The sequence below is a fragment of the Ruegeria sp. D1(2025) genome (genome assembly GCF_056536425.1).
In genome coordinates, this window is sequence record NZ_JBQFPO010000002.1 from 651,088 (window position 1) to 671,417 (window position 20,330).

The window sequence follows — 20,330 nt, forward strand, 5'->3', positions numbered from 1 at the left end:
AAGAGCCGGATTGGGAAAAGCTCTGGCAACCTCGGGGCTTGCTACCTATCTTGAGCAAAACAACCATGCGGGGCGGCGGATTGGTCATCTCATCACTGGCAGACAGTCTTGTTCGCGGTGTCGAATCCGTGGGCGACCGCGTGTCTGAAACCCTGTTCGAGCCTGTCATACGTCTGGGCGTCACCGGGCTGGCGCGGTCCGGCAAAACGGTGTTTATCACCTCGCTTGTGGCCAATCTTCTGGATCGGGGCCGCATGACGGGGCTTGTCGCCCAGCAGGAGGGGCGGATCAACGCCGCCTATCTGCAACCACAGCCTGATGACACGGTGCCCCGGTTCGACTTTGAATCTCATCTGTCCGACCTGACCGGCCCCGCGCCGCACTGGCCCGAGAGCACGCGCGCGGTGTCCGAACTGCGCCTGTCATTCAAGGCGCGCGCCGCCGGTTTGCTGGCCGGGTTGCAGGGACCGCGCACCGTTCATCTTGATATCGTGGACTATCCGGGGGAATGGCTGCTGGATCTGGCCCTGTTGGAGAAATCCTATGCGGAATGGTCGCAGGACACGCTGACTCGCATCGAAGACCGGTCCGAAGCAGCGGTTTTCCTGTCACAGATCGGGGCAACCGATCACACTGAGAACCACTATGAGCCGACGGCTCAGGCACTGTCGGCGGCGTTCACGGATTATCTGAACAGGGCGCGGGACAGCGGGTATTACGACTGCACACCGGGGCGGTTCCTGTTGCCGGGCGACCTGGCCGGATCACCGGTTCTGACCTTTGCGCCGTTGCCGGTTGACGGCCCGTCGCGCAGGCGCTCGCTGCACCGCGAGATGGAACGGCGGTTCGAGGCGTACAAGTCGCAGGTGGTCAAACCGTTCTTCCGTGATCATTTCTCGCGCATCGACCGGCAGGTTGTGTTGGTCGACGCGCTGGGCGCAATTCACAAGGGCCCGAAGGCGGTCGAGGACATGCGCCGCGCGATGGCAGATATCCTGTCGGCTTTCCGTCCCGGCCGAAATGCGTGGCTCAGCCAGCTGCTGCTGGGCAAACGGGTCGAGCGTATTCTCTTTGCTGCCACCAAGGCCGATCATCTGCACCACTTGCAACACCCACGCCTGACCGCGATCATGGAGGCGCTGACGCGCGAAGCGCAGAACAGGGCCAAATTCGCCGGAGCCGAGACCGCCGCCCTGTCGCTGGCGTCGCTGCGTGCCACGACGGAAGAAATGCGCAATCACAACGGGTCGGAACTGCCCTGCGTGCGTGGCACTCTGTTGGATACCGGGAACCAGGCTGCCTTTTATGCCGGGGATCTGCCGTCAGATCCCGCTCATCTGCTGGGCCCGGCCCGCGACGGGGCTGAGAACTGGCTGAACGATGATTTCGGTTTCATGACATTTGCCCCGGCGCATCTGACCCTTCGCCCCGGGGACGGGCCGCCGCACATCCGGCTGGACCGGGCCGCCCAGTTTTTGATCGGAGACCGCCTGTGACCGTAAAACTCCGCCCCGCCCGCAGTACGGATGCCGGCACGACCGGTGAAATCCTGCATGGATTCGCGCGCGAAAACGACTGGATGCCCGAGCTGCATTCCTGCGCTGAAACCATCGCGTTTTGCGGCAGGATGATCGATCAGGGTTGGGTCACTGTGGCCGAGACGGACAAGGGCGTCGTGGGGTTTCTGGCGCGTCATGGTGACGAGGTTCATTCCCTCTATCTCGCCGCTGCGGCGCGGGGGCAGGGGATTGGGCGGAAATTGCTGGACCGAGCCAAAACCGAACGATCTCAGCTGTCGCTGTACGCGTTCGAGGCAAACGGGCCCGCGCGCAGGTTTTATGCGCGTCACGGATTTGTCGAGGTCGCGCGCGGCGACGGATCGGACAACGATGAAAACCTGCCGGATATCAGGTTTGTCTGGAATGCGGAGGGCGGCAACAATGGCTAAAGGCCCGGTTCTGATTGATCTGGAAGCGGATGAACCCGCTGCCGACGTAGCACAGGCGCCACCCGTTCCCGATGTTGCGCAGCCGCAAGGTCAGGCAATGCAGGCCGCGGCCCGGCTTGCGGCCCGAAAGCCTTCTACCCTGTCCCGGTGGTTCTGGGGGCTGGCGCTGGCCGTTGTGGGCGCGGCGGTTTCGATTGCAGCGTGGGATTTTGCAACGTCGCTGGTGGCGCGTTCGCCTGTTTTGGGGTGGATCGTCACCGGGCTGATTGCGGCGCTTGTACTGGTGACGCTGATCATCGTGATCCGTGAACTGGCAGCTATTGGACGATTGTCGCGCGTGGATGGAATGCGCCGCGCCGCCGATGCCGCGCTGGCCGAGGCTGATCTGGCGCAGGCGCGGGCGGTCACGAACCGGCTGGTCGCGTTCTACAAGGGCCGCGAAGACACGAGATGGGGCCGCGACAGGCTGGCCGAGCGCATGAGTGAGCAATTCGATGCCAGCGGTCTGCTGTCCCTTGCCGAGGACGAATTGCTTGCCCCGCTCGACGCTGCCGCCAGCCGTGAGGTCGAAGCCGCGGCCAGGCAGGTGGCCACCGTGACCGCGCTTGTACCGCTGGCGCTGGCGGATGTCGCAACGGCGATGCTGGCGTCCCTGCGGATGATCCGGCGCATTGCCGAAATCTACGGAGGCCGCGCCGGTTTTTTTGGCGGATGGCGTTTGACGCGGGCCGTCTTTGTGCATCTGGTCGCCACGGGCGCCGTCGCTGTGGGTGATGATCTGCTGGAGCCGGTCCTGGGCGGCTCAGTCCTCAGCAAACTGTCCCGCCGTTTTGGTGAGGGTCTGGTAAACGGCGCGCTGAGCGCCCGTGTTGGCGTGGCCGCGATGGAAGTCTGCCGTCCGTTGCCTTTTTCCAAACGGCACAAGCCGTCGACCCGCGGCATGATCCGCCGTGCGCTGAGCGGCCTGTTCTCGAAAGATTGATCTGACGCAAGGCCATAGTGCTATCCTTCCGCCAAGCTAATGGCGACGGAGGGCCAGCCATGATCGACCACGGTCACAGCCAGAAAGAGATTTCCGCCCGGATCAATGCCCCGCCCGGTCGCGGCGTCCTGCGGGATCTTGTCTATGGCGGGCTGGACGGGTCGGTCACGACCTTTGCCATCGTGTCCGGTGTCGCCGGGGCGGGTCTGTCGCCCTTTGTCATCGTGGCGCTTGGCCTTGCGAACGTGCTGGCCGACGGGTTTTCGATGGCGGCGGGGAACTATTCGGGCACCAAGGCCGAACTGGACAATATCCGCCGCATTCGCGCGGTCGAGGAACGCCATATCGACCTTTATCCCGAAGGCGAGCGCGGCGAAGTGCGTGAGATTCTGGCTCAGAAAGGACTTTCGGGCCGCGTTCTGAACGAGGCGACGGATGCCATCACCGATAATCGGGAAAACTGGATCAACCTGATGATCGAAGGCGAATACGGTCTGGGCAGTGTCGAGCCTCATCCGCTCAAGGCTGCAATGGCGACGTTCCTCGCGTTTCTGGTGGCCGGGATGGTTCCGCTGGTTCCGTTCCTGGTGTCCGTCCAGAATGCCTTTGCGGTCTCGGTTTCACTGACCCTTGCGGTTTTCTTCGCCATCGGTGCGATGAAAAGCCGTTGGTCGCTGGCCCCTTGGTGGCGGTCGGGGATTGAGACCTTGTTGATCGGCGGAACGGCGGCGTTGATTGCCTACCTTGTTGGGTCCCTGTTTCACCCCTGATGACCTGTTTGGCCGTGTGGAATTGGTGTTGAAAATGACACGCTCGCCGCTCTTCACCCCGGGCGGCAGAACCTCTGGACCATTGCGGGAAGGCGTCTTATAAGCCTGCCATGCATGACCGTCTGGCCATCATTATTCGAATTATATCCCCGGCGCTCTGACCCTCTGAGACGCCGGGCAAAGGTGTTTGAGACTTCGCACCGAACGCTTCGATCCTAGTAAGACCAGATCATCCAAGGGACGCCCCAAATGTGCGCCGACACGATCCAGACACCTGATTACAAAGACACGCTAAACCTGCCCAAAACCGACTTCCCTATGCGCGCCGGCCTGCCCAAGCGCGAGCCCGCATGGCTGGAGCGGTGGGAAACCATCGGCGTCTATGACCGCTTGCGTGAAAAAGAGGGCCGCACGCCCTTTACGCTGCATGATGGCCCTCCTTACGCGAACGGCCACCTGCATATCGGTCACGCGCTGAACAAAACCATCAAGGACATGATCGTGCGATCCCATCAGATGATGGGTTTCGACGCGCGTTACGTGCCCGGCTGGGACTGTCACGGCCTGCCCATCGAATGGAAGATCGAGGAACAGTACCGCAAGAAGGGCAAAAACAAGGATGAGGTGAACATCGTCGACTTCCGTCAGGAATGCCGCAAGTTTGCCGAGGGCTGGATCGACGTCCAGCGCGAAGAGTTCAAGCGCCTTGGCATCACAGGCAACTGGCCCGATCCCTATATCACCATGGACTATCATGCCGAGGCTGTGATCGCGGATGAGTTCATGAAGTTCCTGATGAACGGCACGCTCTATCAGGGCTCCAAACCCGTGATGTGGTCGCCCATCGAGAAAACTGCGCTGGCCGAGGCTGAGGTCGAATATCACGACAAGGAAAGCTTCACCATCTGGGTGAAGTTTAAGGTTGCTGAAATCGAACCAACGCCGCCAGAACTTGATGCATTCCTAGACAATGAAGAAGCCTCTCAAGCCGACCTACATGCCCGCGCCGAGACTCAGCGTCAGTTAATGACCAAGCTTCACGATGCCTATGTCGTGATTTGGACGACCACGCCCTGGACAATGCCATCGAACAAGGCGGTCGTTTTCGGAAAGGACATCTCCTATGGATTGTACGAAGTCACGGGAACTCCTGACGAATGCTGGGCCAACGTCGGCGACAAATTTTTGCTTGCAGACAATCTGGCCGCTGACGTACTGGGTCGTGCTCGCCTGAATGACGACCAATGGGAACGCGTGGCTGACGTGCCGGCGTCTATGCTGGAAGGCGTGCAACTGACCCACCCGCTGGCCGGCGCCGAGGGTAGCAATGGTGAATGGGACGACATCCGCGACTTCCGCGCTGCTGAGTTTGTGACCGATACTGAAGGTACCGGTTTCGTCCACTGTGCGCCTTCGCACGGGATGGAAGAATTCGAGCTGTACCGCGATCTGGGGATGCTGGAACAGGTCATCACCTACAACGTGATGGACGATGGCTCATTCCGCGCTGACCTGCCGTTCTTTGGAGGCAAATTCATCCTGTCCCGCAAGGGCGGTGAGGGTGACGCGAACAAGGCCGTGATCGACAAGCTGGTCGAGGTCGGCGGCCTGCTGGCGCGTGGCAAGATCAAGCACAGCTATCCGCATTCGTGGCGCTCAAAAGCTCCGATCATCTATCGCAACACGCCGCAGTGGTTCGCCTCGGTCGACCGCAAGCTGGATGACGGCATGGGCGAGATGGGCGACACCATCCGCGAACGGGCCCTGCGCTCAATCGACGAACTGGTGAAGTGGACCCCGCAGACCGGCCGCAACCGCCTGTATTCGATGATCGAAGCGCGCCCGGACTGGGTTCTGTCCCGCCAGCGCGCCTGGGGCGTGCCGCTGACCTGCTTCACCAAGAAAGGCGCTGTGCCCACCGACGCGGATTACTTGCTGCGCAACGCAGACCTGAATGCGCGTATCAAAGCGGCGTTCGAGGCAGATGGCGCGGACGTCTGGTACACCGAGGGCTTCAAAGAGAAGATCCTGAACGGCATCGCCAACCCCGATGACTACGATCAGGTGTTCGACGTGCTGGACGTGTGGTTCGACTCGGGCTCGACCCACGCTTTCGTTCTGCGTGATCGCGAGGACGGCACCGAAGACGGCATTGCAGACGTCTACATGGAAGGGACCGACCAGCACCGCGGGTGGTTTCATTCTTCCATGCTGCAGGCCTGCGGCACCAAAGGCCGGGCGCCTTATCGCAACGTTGTGACCCATGGCTTCACGCTGGATGCCAAGGGCAACAAGATGTCCAAATCGCTGGGCAACACCATCGTGCCGGAAGAGGTCATCAAGCAATACGGCGCCGACATCCTGCGTCTGTGGGTGGCTCAGACCGACTATACCGCCGACCAGCGGATCGGGCCGGAGATCCTGAAAGGCACCGCCGACAGCTATCGCCGCCTGCGCAATACCATGCGGTTCATGTTGGGTTCGCTGGCTGACTTCTCCGAGGCAGATCGCGTCGCGCCCGAGGATATGCCGAGACTGGAACGCTGGGTCCTCAGCCGTCTGGCCGATCTGGATAGCCAAGTGCGCAAAGGTTACGCCGCGTTCGACTTCCAGGGCGTGTTCAGTGCCGTCTTCACCTTTGCGACCGTCGATCTGTCATCGTTCTATTTCGATATTCGCAAGGATGCGCTGTATTGCGATGGCGACACGCTGCGCCGCCGGTCCGCGCGCACCGTGCTGGATACCCTGTTCCACCGCCTGACCACCTGGCTGGCGCCGGTCCTGGTCTTCACCATGGAGGAAGTCTGGCTGGAACGGTTCCCGGGCGACGACAGTTCGGTCCATCTGGTGGACTTCCCCGAGACGCCTGCCGACTGGCGCAACGCCGAGCTTGAGACAGCCATGGCCAAGATCCGCCGGGTGCGCCGTGCCGTGACCGCTGCGCTGGAAGTGCAGCGCCAGGACAAGGTCATCGGCTCCAGCCTGGAGGCGGCGCCGATCGTGTATATCGAAGACTCCGAAACGCGCGATCTACTGGCAACGTTTGATGTGGATGACATGTGCATCACCTCTGGCCTGTCGGTGACCGGCGATCCGGCCCCGGCCGAGGCGTTTCGCGTGCCTGAGATTGAAGGCGTCGGTGTGGTGTTCGAAAAAGCGGAAGGCGCGAAGTGCCAGCGGTGCTGGAAGATCCTGCCTGACGTGGGCCGCCACGCGCATGACGACGTCTGCGGGCGCTGCGACGAAGCGCTGGGCTGATCCGTTACCGGCGGATATGGGGCAGGGCCTTTAGTGAGGCTCTGCCTTTCTCCGAAAGGTATTTTGAACAAAAGACGGGCGAATTGTCTGGATTCGGGTTGCGGTGGCTGTGACCTGTCTGTCAGCATGACCGAATGGGAACGATTGCGGTAGACACACGGTTTGGACGCCTTGGCATCGTCGAGGAAGACGAGGCAATCACGGGGCTGATTTGGGACGGGTCCGACGATGCCCCTGATACGCCGTTGCTCCGCGAGGCGGCGGCGCAGATGCGGGCCTACGACCAGAAACGCCTGCAAAGGTTCGATCTGCCCTATCGTATAAAGGGATCAGAGTTTCAGCGCCGGGTCTGCGACGCAATGTTCGCGATCCCGCTGGGTGAGACCCGGACTTATGGCCAGTTGGCAGAGGAGCTGGGCTATTCGGCGCAGGCGGTGGGGCGCGGCTGTGGCGGCAATCCGATCCCGGTGATCATCCCGTGCCACCGCGTTTTGGGGGCAAATGGAAGGATGGTCGGGTTTTCCGGGTGCGGGGGTGTCGAGACCAAGGTTGCCCTGTTGCGCCATGAAGGAGCCGCCAGCCTGCTTATCTGAACAGTGGAAACCTGTTGCAATCGCCCGGATTGCGGCCCAACTTATATTCGATACTGAATTTGAAGGACCGCATTGAATGACCACTGAAGCAGACCTTGCAGCCCGCAAGAAGGCAATTATCGACCGGCTGATGTCGCTTGAAGCGCAGGAGCTTGCCACGGCGCAGGCGCATTATGATGCGTTTCTGAAAGATTCGCAGCTGGATGACCGTGAAGGACATGACAAGGACGACATCGCTGCCTCGCGCGAGAATGCAGATCTGGCGGCAGCTTTCGACGCGCCGGTCCATGCCCATCATGCCAAGATCGACGTGATCGAAAACACTGATTTCAGCCTGACCGACACGGTGCAGCCCGGCGCGGTGATCAAATTCAACAACCGGCGGTTTGTTGTGTGTGTTTCAACGACGCGGTTTGACGTCGACGGCAACACCTACATGGGCATTTCCATGCAAAGCCCGATCTACCTAGCCATGGCCGGCCTGCAGGAGGGTGATGTGTTCACCCATAATGGCACCGAATTCGAAGTGCAGGAGGTCCTGTAATTTCAGCTATCGCGCGCGGGTACCATCTGCTGAGCGATGCCCGCGAAGGTCAGGTACAGGCTGGTGACGACCAGCCCCCAGTGCGCCCAGCTTTCGGGATGGAAATCGACCCAGGCTGCCCATCCGGCAAAGAACGTCCAGGCCAGGGCCATTGGCAAAGTCAGGTTGCGCCAGCGTTCGGTCCGGACCGGGTGAACGAATTTCAATGGCAGAAACATTGCCAGCGATAGCAGTGTCACCAGCAGCAGAATTACCCAGAAATTCGGTTCGAGCGCGAAGATCACGATAACGAACATGTTCCAGCAGCCGGGAAAGCCGGAAAAGGAGTTGTCCTTGGTCTTCATTCGGGTGTCGGCAAAGTACATCGCGCTGGCAAATGTGATGACAATGATTGCGAACCAGCCGGTCCAGCCATCCATCAGCCCCGATTTGAAAAGTGCAAAGGCGGGAATGAACACGTAAGTCAGGTAGTCGATTATCAGGTCTAGCAGGACGCCATCGAACTCGGGCGCGTTTTTCTTGACGTGGTAGTGGCGGGCAAGCGGGCCGTCGATACCGTCCACGATGAACGAGACCACAAGCCAGAGATACATCAGGCTCCATTTTTCTTCGACGGCGGCCAGCATGGCCAGCATTGCGAAAACGGCACCGGTGGCGGTGAACAGATGAACGCTAAGGGCTTTGAATCTCAATGTCATGGGGGTGTCATGGACGATGCGGCCACGAGATGCAAAGCAAAAAGTCTCCAATGACCAAACGCCGGCGAATGGCTGTGGTGATCCGGTTCAGGCTTTGGGATGAGCCCGGTTGTAGACTTCCATCAGGCGCGCGCTGTCGACTGCCGTGTAGGTCTGCGTGGTTGAAAGCGACGCATGCCCCAGCAACTCCTGAATTGCGCGCAGATCACCACCCGCCGACAGAAGATGTGTGGCAAAGCTGTGCCTGAGCGCATGTGGGGTGGCTGTGGCAGGCAGGCCCAGCTGCATCCGTGCCTTCGCCATGACGCCCTGGATTGCGCGTGGGTTCAGCGGTCCGCCCCGCACACCGCGAAACAGCGCTTCCGAGGGCAACAGGGAATGAGGACAAAGCGACGTGTACCGTTCCACGGCCTGCCGGGCGACTGGCAGAACTGGCACGATCCTCTCCTTCCCGCCCTTGCCCAGAATCCGCAGTGTTGCTGGCAGAGGCACATCCCTGCCCGTCAGGGACAGGGCTTCGGATATCCGCAATCCGCACCCGTAAAGCAGTGTGACCACCGCCATGTCCCGGGCCGCGACCCAATCCGAGCTGGATTGCAGTTCGACCGTATCAATCATCGCGCGCGCCGCATCTTCGGCAAGCGGACGGGGCAGTTTTTGGGTGTATTTGGGCGCGCGGGTCGACAGAACGGCGGTGGGTTCAAAGCCTTCGCGCTCGGCCAGCCAGCGATAAAAGCTTTTGACGGCCGACAATTTGCGTGCCAGCGACCGCGCCCCCACGCCGCTACCGCGCTGATCCGCCATCCAGGCCCGCATGTCCGATACAGTGATCCGTTCAAGCGTGGCCAGCCCCTGCTGCCCGTTGTGGTGCAGGGTCATGAAGGACAAAAAGTCGGTGACATCGCCGCGATAGGCGGATTGCGTGTTCTCCGACCGTCCGGCCAGCGCGGCAAGCCCGTCAAGCCAGTGCTGCAGCGCATCGCGGCAGGCCGGAGAAATCAGGCTCACGACAGCCAGTGGCGCATGGAGCGTTCAAATACGCCGGCAAAAAAGGTCAGAAGGTCGGTGCCCAGTTGTGGAGTGAAATGTCGTGGATCCCGGGCGCCCATAACGATCATGCCCGGCAGGCGACCCGTGCCCAGGTTCAGCCGCAGGCAGGCTTCGGACCGCAAATGCCCCGCCTGCGCACCATAGATCCTGCGGCTGTGTTGCCGGGTTTCGCGCAAAATGACATCCCGCGTGGATCTGCTGCGATCACTGTTGAGGTACGCGTCGACAAAGCCGGGCTCCACCACAGCCAGAACGCCCCCCAGCTTTTCGATGGCGGGATCGTTTTGTTCGATTGTGGTTTCCAGAACCAGAGTGATCTGGTCCACGCGCAAAATATCGGCCACGTCACTGCCCAGGGCGCGCAGGAATTCTTCGAACTCGACGGGCTCCAGCAGGCGCAGAATGGCGCGGTGTACCTGATTTGTGCCCGCAAGGTTCTCGTAAGCCGCCGCGATGACCGAGCGGTGGGTGTCTTCCAGCCGGTCCAGCCGCGCCTCAAGCCGCTGCATGGCGATGCCGCGCAGGTCGATGACATTTTCGCCACGCGCCTGTTCGTTCGCGGCCACCAGGGCCTGCATCAGGTCCTTGTCATCCAGCACGGCGTCTGGTTCAGCCAGAATCGCGGCGCGAAGGCTATCCTCGAGTTTGGGGTTACTGCTCATATCCCGTCCGGTCTTTTTTTGTTGTGCCGGACTATAACATGGCTTGCCGCGATTGCCTTGGAAAAAATGCAGCTTTGACGGGTTTTCTCAGGTCTGATGCGGGGGCTCCCGCCTGCCTGCGCTTGATCGGGGATCAGGCCTCGGCCGTTGGGCCGGGCGCGGCGCCAGACGGCGCCGCGCGGTTGTGCAATGGATCAGAGGATTTTCTGGCCGGTCTTGGCCCAGTCGGCCAGGAAGGTCTCGAGACCCTTGTGGGTCAGCGGGTGATCGGCCAGTTTCTTGATGACGGCGGGCGGTGCTGTGATCACGTCGGCACCGATGCGCGCGCTGTCGGTCACATGGTTCACGGTGCGGATCGAGGCGGCCAGAATTTCAGTTTCGAACCCGTAATTGTCATAAACCTGACGGATGTCGGCGATCAGATCCATGCCATCGAGGTTGATGTCGTCCAGACGTCCGATGAAGGGCGAGATGAAGGTCGCACCAGCCTTGGCTGCCAGAATGGCCTGGTTGGTGGAGAAGCAGAGAGTCACGTTGACCATCTGGCCTTCGTCGGTCAGCGTTTTGCATGTTTTCAGACCAGCCCATGTCAGCGGCACTTTTACAGCGATGTTGGGGGCGATCTTGGCCAGCTTGCGGCCTTCGGCGATCATGTCGTCGGCTTCGGTTGCGACCACTTCGGCAGACACAGGCCCGTCGACCAGATCGCAGATTTCCTTGGTCACTTCCAGAATGTCGCGGCCCGACTTCAGGATCAGCGACGGGTTGGTGGTTACGCCGTCCACCATGCCCAGATCGTTCAGTTCGGCGATGGCATCGATCTCGGCGGTGTCTACAAAGAATTTCATGAGGGCAGTCCTTTGATGGGTTGGCCTTGGTTGCGGATGGCTTTACCTCAAAGAGACCCATGCTGGAACCCCCTGCGAAGGATATGCCGTGAGCGCTAACGGATTTTTCGACGAAGGAGACCTGGTTGCGGTGCTGACGACGCAGCCGCTGGACCGGACGTTGGACTATAAGGCGCCCGAGGGTGGGTGCTTTCTGGGGGCGTTTGTTGAAGTACCATTGGGGCCGCGCAAGGTTCTTGGCGTCGTCTGGGGGCCGGGGCAGGGGGGCTTTGACCTTGCCAAGGCGCGGTCGGTCATACGTGTGCTCGAGGTTGCGCCGATGCGAGAGGAGATGCGCGTGTTTCTGGGGCGGGTGGCCGATTACACGCTGACGCCGATGCCCGCGATGCTGCGTCTGGCGACCCGCGCGCCGGGGCTGGGTGATCCTCCGTCTATGCGCAAGATATATCGCCTTGGCGAAGGTCAACCTGACCGGATGACGGATGCACGTACCCGCGTGCTGGAAGTGTTGCGCGACTATGGCGGGCTGGCCTTTACGCTGAAGGAGCTGGCTGAACAGGCGGGGGTGACGTCCTCGGTCGTCAAGGGCTTGGTCAAGCAAGGCGCAGTTCGGGAAGAGGACAGCCCGCGAGATCTGCCCTATCCGCGTCTGGACCCGGATTTGCCGGGAAAGGAGCTGACAGATGATCAGGCAGAGGCGGTCGCGCGGCTGCAAGCGGGGCAGCGGACGGGGAATTATGGCACGACGTTGCTGAAGGGCGTGACCGGGTCCGGCAAGACCGAGGTGTATCTGGAAGCGGTGGCCGAGACTTTGCGGCAAGGGCGGCAGGCGCTGGTCTTGCTTCCAGAGATTGCCCTGACTGCCGAGTTTCTGACCCGGGTCGAGGCAAGGTTCGGCGCGCGGCCGGCCGAATGGCACTCGGGTGCGACCATGACCGAACGCCGCCGGGTCTGGCGGATGGTCGGGCAGGGGGATGCGCAACTGGTGGTCGGCGCCCGGTCGGCGCTATTCCTGCCGTTCCGCAATCTGGGCCTGGTTGTTGTAGATGAGGAACATGATACCTCTTACAAGCAAGAGGATGGCGTGCATTACAGCGCCCGCGACATGGCGGTCCTGCGCTCGGCCATCTGTGGCGCGCGGGTGATTCTGGCCAGTGCCACGCCCTCATTGGAAAGCTGGGCCAACGCCGAGGCCGGGAAATACGAGCGTCTCGATCTGACGTCGCGGTTCGGGTCGGCAGTCCTGCCCGAGATGAAGCCCATCGACATGCGCGCCGAACAGATGCAGGCAGGGACGTGGATTTCCCCGTCCCTGCGGCAGGCCGTGCGGCAGCGGATCGAGAAGGGTGAGCAATCGCTGCTGTTCATCAACCGCCGTGGCTACGCGCCGGTGACGCTCTGCCGCGCTTGCGGTGAACAGATTGCCTGTGATCACTGTGACGCGCGGATGGTCGAGCATCGCTTTTTGAAACGCCTGATGTGCCACCAATGCGGCGAAACCAAACCGATGCCCGAGACCTGTCCGTCCTGCGGGGCCGAAGGCAAGCTGGCCCCGGTAGGGCCGGGAATCGAGCGGCTGGCGGAAGAGGCCGAAGCGACCTTTCCCGAGGCGAAGATCGCGATGCTCAGTTCCGACCTGTTCGGCTCGGCGCGGGCGCTGAAGGCCAAGATTGAAGAGATTGCCGAAGGCGACGCGGATCTCATCATCGGGACACAGCTGGTGGCCAAAGGGCACAACTTTCCAAAGCTGACGCTGGTCGGAGTTATCGACGCGGATCTCAGCCTGCATGGCGCAGACCTGCGGGCTGCCGAGCGGACCTTCCAGTTGATGCGGCAGGTTGCGGGTCGAGCCGGTCGGGCTGACAAGCCCGGGCAGGCGCTGTTGCAGACCTTTCAACCGGAACATCCTGTCATCCGCGCCATTCTGTCCGGCGATGAAGAAGGTTTCTGGAAGGCCGAGGCCGCCGGGCGGCAGGCGGCAGGCGTGCCGCCTTATGGCCGCATGGCTGGAATTGTTCTGTCGGGCCCAGAGGTCGGCCCGGTTTTCGACATCGGCAATGCCATGGCCCGCAATGACGCGCCGCTGCGTGACGTGGGCGCGCAGGTGTTTGGTCCGGCCCCGGCGCCCATCGCCCGCATCCGTGGCCGCCACAGGGTGCGGCTGCTGGTCAAAGCACCGAAGGGTGCGCCCATTCAGGACGCCATCGCGCGCTGGATCGCGCCTTTGCGCCTGAAAAGCGATATCCGACTTTCCGTGGATATCGACCCGCAAAGCTTCTACTGACGTCTGCATCTGCGCAGGCCTGCTGTGCGCATGCCGCTTCCCTCTCGCCAAACTGATCAAATGGGCGTAGAGGGAGTCCCATGCTGAAACCCATGCCGCTTTCTGAGGCGCAGAGCCTTCCGTTCTGGCGCCGTCCGGTCACGCTCCTTTTCGTGATGGCATTGACCATGCCCATCGCGTTCAACGCGTGGAGCGCGCTGTTGAACAACTTTGTCATCGAGGTGGCGAATTTCGACGGTGCGGATATCGGTCTGCTGCATACGGTGCGGGAAATTCCGGGCTTTCTGGCCGTCGGCGTGATTGCCGTGATCCTGTTCATTCGCGAACAGGTGCTGGCGATGATCTCGCTGATGCTGCTGGGTGTTGCAACGGCCGTCACCGCTTGGTTTCCCAGCCTTGGCGGGTTGTTGTTTGTGACGCTGTTCAGTTCGATCGGCTTTCACTACTACGAAACGGTAAACCAGTCGCTGCAACTGCAATGGTTGCCCAAAGACCGCGCGCCGCAGGTGCTGGGATGGCTGGTGGCGATGGGGTCTGCCTCGACTCTGGTGGTCTACGGCCTGATCGTTCTGACATGGGACCGGTTCGATCTGTCCTACAACACGGTATTCATGGCGGCCGGGGGGCTGACGGCGCTGCTCGGCTTGTTGTGCCTGGTCGCTTACCCGCAATTCGATGCGCCGACGCCGCAGACAAAGAAGATAATTCTCCGCCGCCGGTATTGGCTCTACTATGCGCTGCAATTCATGGCCGGGGCCCGGCGGCAGATCTTCATTGTTTTTGCCGGCTTCATGATGGTCGAGAAATTCGGTTTTGACGTGCACGAACTGACAGGGCTGTATCTGATCAACCTGCTGATCAACATGACCGCTGCGCCCATGTTGGGCAAAGCGGTGGCGATGTTCGGCGAACGCCGCACGCTGATCTTTGAATATACCGGCCTGGCGATCGTGTTCGCGGCCTATGGCGGCATCTACTGGTTTGGCTGGGGCGTACTGTTGGCCGCAATCCTTTATGTGATCGACCACGTGCTGTTCGCGCTCGCGCTGGCACTGAAGACCTATTTCCAGAAGATCGCCGACCCGGCGGATATTGCGCCTACGGCGGCGGTGGCTTTCACGATCAACCATATCGCGGCCGTGTTCCTGCCTGCGTTGCTGGGTCTCTTGTGGGTTGTCTCGCCCGGCGCCGTTTTCGGGCTGGCTGCTGCCATGGCGCTGGTCTCGCTGGGTCTGTCCCTGCTGATCCCGCGTCACCCGGAACCGGGCAACGAAACCATCCTGTCGAAATACGCACCCGCCCCCGCCGAATAGGCGCCAGCGCTTGACCTTGGCGGCCGGTGGCCCTAGGCGCAGTGCGAGATTGGACAGGAGGCCCCGATGCCCACATTCACTGCGCTCACGACACTGAACGGGAAGAAAGCCGCCGAAAGCCTGGGCGAAGCGATGGAGCGTCTGGACCCGGAACCAACCGGTGTGGGCGTGTTCGAGGTCGAAGACGACTCGGGCCTGTGGGAGGTCGGCGGTTACTTCACCGAAGCCCCCGATGAAACCGCGCTGGCCGTTCTGGCCGCTGCGTTCGGGGCGAAGCCCTTTGTCGTTTCGGAACTGCCCGAAACCGACTGGGTCGCGCATGTCCGCCGGGAACTGGCACCTGTCGAGGCGGGGCGGTTCTTTGTCTATGGCAGCCATGATGCGGACAAGCTGCCCGAAGGTCGTATTCCTCTGCTGATCGAGGCCGCGATGGCGTTTGGCACGGGGCACCATGGCACGACCCTTGGATGCCTCAAGGCGTTGGATCGGTTGCTTGACGAAGGGTTCTCGGCGGCGAAAGTGGCAGATATCGGCTGTGGCACCGCTGTTCTGGCAATGGCCGCCGCGCGGGTCTGGAACGGGCAGTTTCTGGCCAGCGATATTGACCAGGTCGCGGTTGACGTGGCCGAGGCTAACCTGAAGGCAAACGGGATGTCCGGTCAGGTGCTCTGTGTCGAGGCGGCGGGCTTCGATCACCCCGAACTGCAATCGCATGCGCCCTATGACCTGATCTTTGCGAATATTCTGAAAGGTCCGCTGGTGGCTCTGGCACCGGAAATTTCAGCGAATCTGCGCTCCGGAGGCTACGCGATTCTGTCAGGGATTCTGAACGAACAGGCCGATGACGTCGTTTCCGTTTATTTACAAAATGGGTTCAATACCCATCATCGCGGCCAGATTGGTGACTGGACGACGCTGATCTTAAGCAAACAGGTCTAATTCAGGGCCATTTGCAGGAGTTTTGTGGTTTTTTGCCTCTTTTTTGTCGCAATCTGTTTCTACCGTCATTCAAGTCAGCGGGGGGCGGTTTTAGGAGGCTGCCATGACGGTAAAACAACTGGAGTTCGATCAGCGCGTCAATCGCCTGAACAAGAAGCACAGCAAGATGAGCCACGGCTATCGTGCGACGATGCGCAAGGATGGTCTGGTGGTGATGAAACCACAACGCGTCAGATCGGCGATCCCTGCAAAGGTTCTGCTGTTCTGCATCTGCGGGTTCTTTGCCTTCAAGGCGTTTCTGCTGTCCAGCCTTGGTCCGAACGGTTATGACCACCGCATTGACACCCTAAGCCAGGGCACCTCGGTTGAGCAGGCAGGAGCCTGGATCATGCAGGTGGACCCGATGACAGAGTTTCTCTCGGTTCAGCTTAACAAAGTCCTCTACTGACTTGGCCTGAATCAAAAAACACCGCGCTGCTTCTGGCTGCGCGGTGTTTTTTTGCTCCGTAAAGAAGCTGTGAGTGGGCGTTTGCCGTCTTAGCGGCGGCCTTCGGCAACGACGTCGATGTCGCCGCGGCACAGGCCGATATCTTCCAGTTCACGGTCGGTCAGACCGCTCAGCGCGTTGCGGGTAACGCGGGCGTCATTCCATTCGACAACGGCGTTGACGACCGCTGCGAAAGTTTCGCCGATACGGCCAACGAGGCCGAACGAGCCAGTGGCGGTGCGGGTTGTGTCCAGTGCAGCCATATCCTGTTTCCTTCTGGTTTGTGTTACTGTCTGATCTTGCGATCTGCCGGGCATCTAGTGATGTCATATCGCCGGCACAAGAGCGGAATTTGCATGTGTCCTATGCAATTTCTGCAGAGCTCGAATTTCATTAAGATCCCTTAAATCATTGATGAATTTCCCTTTCGTTAGGTGGCGGAAACAGGATATTTCGGGTCGCAAAAAGGGTCCATCTGTCGCCGTTGAGACAGGTCTGTCGTTTTTGGCCTTTGGGTCAATTCGCTTGGAAAATGTTCTTGCTTCGTGCTAGTTGATAAAAAAATCACACGAACCCGAGCAGGCCAAAGGCACAACATGCGAATTCTAGGCATTGATCCGGGGCTGAGAACCCTGGGATGGGGCATCATCGAATCGCATGGCAGCCGTCTGAGCCATGTCGCCAACGGGTTGTGCAAGTCGGACGGGGACGATCTGGGTGAACGCCTTTTGTCCCTGCACAACCAGATCGTCGAGGTCATAGCCGAGTATCGACCGGATCAGGCCGCGATCGAGCAGACTTTCGTCAACAAGGACGGGGCCGGAACGCTGAAGCTGGGTCAGGCGCGCGGCGTGGCGTTGCTGACGCTGGCGAAGGCCGGTTTGACGGTCGGGGAATACGCGCCCAACCGGGTCAAGAAAACCGTGGTCGGTGTGGGTCACGCCGAAAAAGAGCAGGTGCTGCATATGGTCAAGCTGCAACTGCCGGGGTGTCAGCCCAAAGGGGCGGACGCGGCAGATGCGCTGGCGATTGCTATCTGTCATTCCTATTACGGCGCGGCGCCTCAGGCGCGGATGAAAGAGGTGCGGGCATGATCGGAAAACTCACCGGGCGGCTGGACTATCGCGCGGCAGACCACGTGCTGATTGATGTGCGCGGGGTCGGCTATATCGTCTACTGTTCGGACCGGACCATGGCGGCACTACCGGGTGTGGGTGAGGGCGTCTCGATCTACACCGACATGGTCGTGCGCGAGGACCTCATGCAGCTTTACGGGTTTCTGTCGCTGGTCGAAAAGGAATGGCATCGCCTGCTGTGTTCGGTGCAGGGCGTTGGGGCCAAGGTCTCGCTAGCCATCCTGTCCGCACTGGGACCGGACGGGGTCAGCCGAGCCATTGCGTTGGGTGACTGGGGTGCGGTCAAGGCGGCCAAGGGCGTCGGACCGAAGACGGCGCAGCGGATTGTGCTGGACCTCAAGGACAAGGCACCAGGCGTGATGGCAATCGGCGGCACGGTGACCGAGGCGATGAGCGGTCCCGAACTGGAAGTGGTCGAATCGTCCGAACCTGCACCAGTCGCCAAACCGGCGGTCAGGCCAGTCTCGGGTTCGGCTGCTGCTACTGCAGGGGCTTTGTCGGCCCTGTCCAACTTGGGGTATGGACCGTCCGAGGCAGCATCGGCCGTGGCCGAAGCCGCAGCCAACCTGCCCGACGCGGGTGAGGCGGAGCTGATCCGGGCCGCTTTGAAACTGCTTGCTCCGAAAGGGTGAATGAATGGTAGACGCCGATCCCGCCCTGCGCCCTGACCCGTTGCCGGAAGACAATGACCGTGCGCTGCGTCCGCAGGGGCTGGACGAATTTATCGGTCAGGCCGAGGCAAGAGCCAATCTGCGCATCTTCATCCAGTCAGCCCGCCAGCGAGGCGAGGCGATGGATCACACGTTGTTCCATGGCCCGCCGGGGCTTGGGAAAACCACGCTGGCGCAGATCATGGCGCGCGAGCTGGGGGTGAATTTCCGCATGACTTCGGGTCCCGTGCTGGCCAAGGCGGGCGATCTGGCGGCGATCCTGACCAATCTGGAATCGCGGGACGTGTTGTTCATCGACGAAATCCACCGCCTGAACCCGGCTGTTGAAGAGGTGCTGTATCCGGCGATGGAGGATTTCGAGCTGGATCTGGTGATCGGTGAAGGCCCTGCGGCGCGCACCGTGCGGATCGAATTGCAGCCGTTCACTCTGGTGGGCGCTACGACTCGCATGGGGCTTCTGACCACGCCTTTGCGCGACCGGTTTGGTATTCCAACGCGGTTGCAGTTCTACACGGTCGACGAACTGCACGAGATCGTCACCCGTAACGCGCGCAAGCTGGGTGCTCCGGCTGATGATGAAGGCGCGCGCGAGATTGCCCGGCGTTCGCGCGGAACCCCGCGGATCGCCGGGCGGCTGCTGCGGCGCGTGGTCGATTTTGCCATTGTCGAGGGCGATGGACGGATTACACGCGATCTGGCCGATGGTGCCCTGACGCGTCTGGGTGTGGACAACCTGGGGCTGGATGGCGCGGACCGGCGTTATCTGAAGCTGATCGCAGAGAATTTCGCGGGCGGCCCCGTGGGAATCGAAACCTTGTCAGCAGCGCTGTCAGAAAGCCGGGATTCGCTCGAAGAAGTGATTGAGCCCTATTTGTTGCAGCAGGGCCTGATACAACGCACACCGCGTGGGCGGATGCTGGCGCAGAAGGCATGGACCCATTTGGGAATGGCGGCGCCCCGGGGGCAGAGCGATCTGTTTGGTTGATGCGGTGCGCCATGGGTTTTATGCCTTCGGCGAGAGTATTTTTGAAAAGATGAAGGGTCGGCCGTGACACCGGAAGAAATCGAAGCACTTTTTACGCGTGAAAGCGGCGAGTTCCTGTTCGCGCGTTGGGGGCGACCGATCGTGCCGATCGTCTTTGGCGTCGAAGATGATACGCTTTCCGTGATCAAGGGCGCGTTCGAGGCGGTTGTCGCGCTAGCTGGCCACAAGATGGCCGAGACCGATCCGGAACTGGGCGCGAACTGCATGGTCTTCTTTTTTCGCGACTGGCAGGAATTGCTGGAGGTGCCCGATCTGGACCGTCTGATCCCTGATCTGACCCCTCTGGTCGGGCGGCTGATGGACGCGGACGCCAACCAGTACCGTATATTCCGGTTCGAGGAGGACGGGACCATCCGGGCGGCGTTCGTGTTTTTGAAGATGGATGGCGAATTGTCCAAAATTCCTGCCGAAACGCTTGCGCTGGGGCAGGTGGTACAGACCGTTTTGTTGTGGTCCGATGCTGCGTTCCGGTCGCAGTCTCCGCTGGCCGTAGCTGGCGGAACGACAATTCTGCGCCCTGAAATCGCTGCGCTGATCCGGGCCGCCTATGATCCGGTTTTGCCGGGAATGGCGCAGGATGCGTCTCACGCATTGCGATTGTTTGCGCGTCTGGAGCAGCCACAATGAAGCACGTCTTTCCCATCCGGGTCTATTACGAAGACACCGACATGGGCGGTGTTGTCTATCATGCGAATTACCTGCGTTTTATTGAACGGGCACGGTCGGACTGGGTGCGCAACCTCGGCAATGACCAGAACGCGATGCGGGATCAGGGGATTGTCTGGGTCGTGCGCCGGATCGAGGCGGATTATCTGTCGCCGGCCAAGTTTGATGATGAACTGATCGTCGAAACCGAGATGGTTTCGATTTCAGGAGTGCGCCTGACCATGGCGCAGCTTGTCCGGCGCGGCGAAACCGAGATTTTCCGCGCCACCGTGACCGCCGTTTGCATCAATAGCGAGGGCAGGCCGATCCGTCTTCCGGCAGAGATTCGCGCATTGATGTAACAATTTACTCAGCCGGGGTGGTTCTGTTGGCTTTTCGATACCAACTGCGTTAGCGTTTGGCAAAACAAGGCCAAATGGCTGTCAGGCAAAACAAA

At 60.9% G+C, this 20,330-nt stretch carries 21 protein-coding genes; 16 read left to right on the forward strand and 5 right to left on the reverse strand.

What is annotated here, in order from left to right:
• Positions 1-80: 80 nt before the first annotated feature.
• The 7 genes from ACR1XU_RS08865 (at position 81) to ACR1XU_RS08895 (ending at position 8,095) form a co-directional block, all read left to right on the forward strand.
• Positions 81-1,496, forward strand: a complete 1,416-nt coding sequence (locus ACR1XU_RS08865) for a YcjX family GTP-binding protein (RefSeq protein ID WP_480905902.1) — start codon at positions 81-83, stop codon at positions 1,494-1,496.
• Complete coding sequence (locus ACR1XU_RS08870; RefSeq protein WP_480905758.1) at positions 1,493-1,948, forward strand: N-acetyltransferase family protein; 456 nt, start codon at positions 1,493-1,495, stop codon at positions 1,946-1,948. The genes ACR1XU_RS08865 and ACR1XU_RS08870 overlap by 4 nt, the downstream gene beginning before the upstream one ends.
• Complete coding sequence (locus ACR1XU_RS08875) at positions 1,941-2,930, forward strand: YcjF family protein (RefSeq protein ID WP_480905755.1); 990 nt, start codon at positions 1,941-1,943, stop codon at positions 2,928-2,930. Before ACR1XU_RS08870 ends, ACR1XU_RS08875 begins: the two co-directional genes overlap by 8 nt.
• 59 nt (positions 2,931-2,989) lie before the next feature.
• A complete protein-coding gene (locus ACR1XU_RS08880; protein ID WP_480905752.1) occupies positions 2,990-3,700 on the forward strand; it encodes a VIT1/CCC1 transporter family protein in 711 nt (236 codons plus the stop codon).
• Positions 3,701-3,949: 249 nt separating this feature from the next.
• Complete coding sequence (ileS, locus tag ACR1XU_RS08885) at positions 3,950-6,958, forward strand: isoleucine--tRNA ligase (RefSeq protein WP_480905749.1); 3,009 nt, start codon at positions 3,950-3,952, stop codon at positions 6,956-6,958.
• Between the two features lie 134 nt (positions 6,959-7,092).
• On the forward strand, positions 7,093-7,551 hold the full coding sequence (locus ACR1XU_RS08890; protein ID WP_480905746.1) for a methylated-DNA--[protein]-cysteine S-methyltransferase: 459 nt from the start codon (positions 7,093-7,095) through the stop codon (positions 7,549-7,551).
• Positions 7,552-7,627: 76 nt separating this feature from the next.
• Positions 7,628-8,095, forward strand: a complete 468-nt coding sequence (locus ACR1XU_RS08895; protein ID WP_170613349.1) for a hypothetical protein — start codon at positions 7,628-7,630, stop codon at positions 8,093-8,095.
• Positions 8,096-8,097: 2 nt separating this feature from the next.
• Here the strand turns inward: ACR1XU_RS08895 and ACR1XU_RS08900 are convergent, their stop codons facing one another.
• From ACR1XU_RS08900 to fsa, 4 genes are all read right to left on the reverse strand, one after another.
• Entirely contained in the window at positions 8,098-8,793 is a 696-nt protein-coding gene (locus ACR1XU_RS08900) for a CDP-alcohol phosphatidyltransferase family protein (RefSeq protein WP_170807735.1), read from the reverse strand.
• Between the two features lie 87 nt (positions 8,794-8,880).
• Positions 8,881-9,801, reverse strand: a complete 921-nt coding sequence (locus ACR1XU_RS08905; protein ID WP_480905743.1) for a tyrosine recombinase XerC — start codon at positions 9,799-9,801, stop codon at positions 8,881-8,883.
• Positions 9,798-10,505, reverse strand: coding sequence for a DUF484 family protein (locus ACR1XU_RS08910; protein WP_480905740.1), 708 nt, complete (start codon positions 10,503-10,505; stop codon positions 9,798-9,800). Before ACR1XU_RS08910 ends, ACR1XU_RS08905 begins: the two co-directional genes overlap by 4 nt.
• A 194-nt stretch (positions 10,506-10,699) precedes the next feature.
• Positions 10,700-11,353 (reverse strand): fructose-6-phosphate aldolase, encoded by a 654-nt coding sequence (fsa, locus tag ACR1XU_RS08915; RefSeq protein ID WP_480905737.1) that lies wholly within the window; start codon positions 11,351-11,353, stop codon positions 10,700-10,702.
• An 88-nt stretch (positions 11,354-11,441) separates the two neighbouring features.
• On the opposite strand from fsa, the gene ACR1XU_RS08920 reads away from it, so the two are divergent.
• The 4 genes from ACR1XU_RS08920 (at position 11,442) to ACR1XU_RS08935 (ending at position 16,337) form a co-directional block, all read left to right on the forward strand.
• Positions 11,442-13,637 carry a primosomal protein N' gene (locus tag ACR1XU_RS08920; protein ID WP_480905734.1) on the forward strand — a complete coding sequence of 732 codons (2,196 nt, stop codon included), beginning with the start codon at positions 11,442-11,444 and terminating at the stop codon, positions 13,635-13,637.
• A gap of 80 nt (positions 13,638-13,717) precedes the next feature.
• Positions 13,718-14,950 (forward strand): MFS transporter, encoded by a 1,233-nt coding sequence (locus ACR1XU_RS08925; protein WP_170678188.1) that lies wholly within the window; start codon positions 13,718-13,720, stop codon positions 14,948-14,950.
• Positions 14,951-15,016: 66 nt separating this feature from the next.
• The gene (locus ACR1XU_RS08930) at positions 15,017-15,889 is read left to right on the forward strand and encodes a 50S ribosomal protein L11 methyltransferase (RefSeq protein ID WP_480905731.1); all 873 of its coding nucleotides are present in this window, start codon (positions 15,017-15,019) and stop codon (positions 15,887-15,889) included.
• 103 nt (positions 15,890-15,992) lie between these two features.
• Positions 15,993-16,337 (forward strand): hypothetical protein, encoded by a 345-nt coding sequence (locus ACR1XU_RS08935; protein ID WP_170613334.1) that lies wholly within the window; start codon positions 15,993-15,995, stop codon positions 16,335-16,337.
• An 89-nt stretch (positions 16,338-16,426) separates the two neighbouring features.
• Here ACR1XU_RS08935 and ACR1XU_RS08940 read toward each other — a convergent pair whose 3' ends face one another.
• Positions 16,427-16,639 carry a DUF1127 domain-containing protein gene (locus tag ACR1XU_RS08940; protein ID WP_170613332.1) on the reverse strand — a complete coding sequence of 71 codons (213 nt, stop codon included), beginning with the start codon at positions 16,637-16,639 and terminating at the stop codon, positions 16,427-16,429.
• A gap of 333 nt (positions 16,640-16,972) precedes the next feature.
• Between ACR1XU_RS08940 and ruvC the strand changes: the two genes are divergently transcribed.
• From ruvC to ybgC, 5 genes are all read left to right on the forward strand, one after another.
• Positions 16,973-17,470, forward strand: a complete 498-nt coding sequence (gene ruvC / locus ACR1XU_RS08945; protein ID WP_170613330.1) for a crossover junction endodeoxyribonuclease RuvC — start codon at positions 16,973-16,975, stop codon at positions 17,468-17,470.
• Positions 17,467-18,144, forward strand: a complete 678-nt coding sequence (gene ruvA, locus ACR1XU_RS08950; protein WP_480905728.1) for a Holliday junction branch migration protein RuvA — start codon at positions 17,467-17,469, stop codon at positions 18,142-18,144. Before ruvC ends, ruvA begins: the two co-directional genes overlap by 4 nt.
• Before the next feature lie 4 nt (positions 18,145-18,148).
• A complete protein-coding gene (gene ruvB, locus ACR1XU_RS08955; protein ID WP_480905726.1) occupies positions 18,149-19,168 on the forward strand; it encodes a Holliday junction branch migration DNA helicase RuvB in 1,020 nt (339 codons plus the stop codon).
• A gap of 63 nt (positions 19,169-19,231) precedes the next feature.
• Positions 19,232-19,855, forward strand: a complete 624-nt coding sequence (locus tag ACR1XU_RS08960) for a hypothetical protein (RefSeq protein ID WP_480812662.1) — start codon at positions 19,232-19,234, stop codon at positions 19,853-19,855.
• The gene (gene ybgC, locus ACR1XU_RS08965) at positions 19,852-20,235 is read left to right on the forward strand and encodes a tol-pal system-associated acyl-CoA thioesterase (protein ID WP_480812663.1); all 384 of its coding nucleotides are present in this window, start codon (positions 19,852-19,854) and stop codon (positions 20,233-20,235) included. Before ACR1XU_RS08960 ends, ybgC begins: the two co-directional genes overlap by 4 nt.
• Positions 20,236-20,330: the final 95 nt, after the last annotated feature.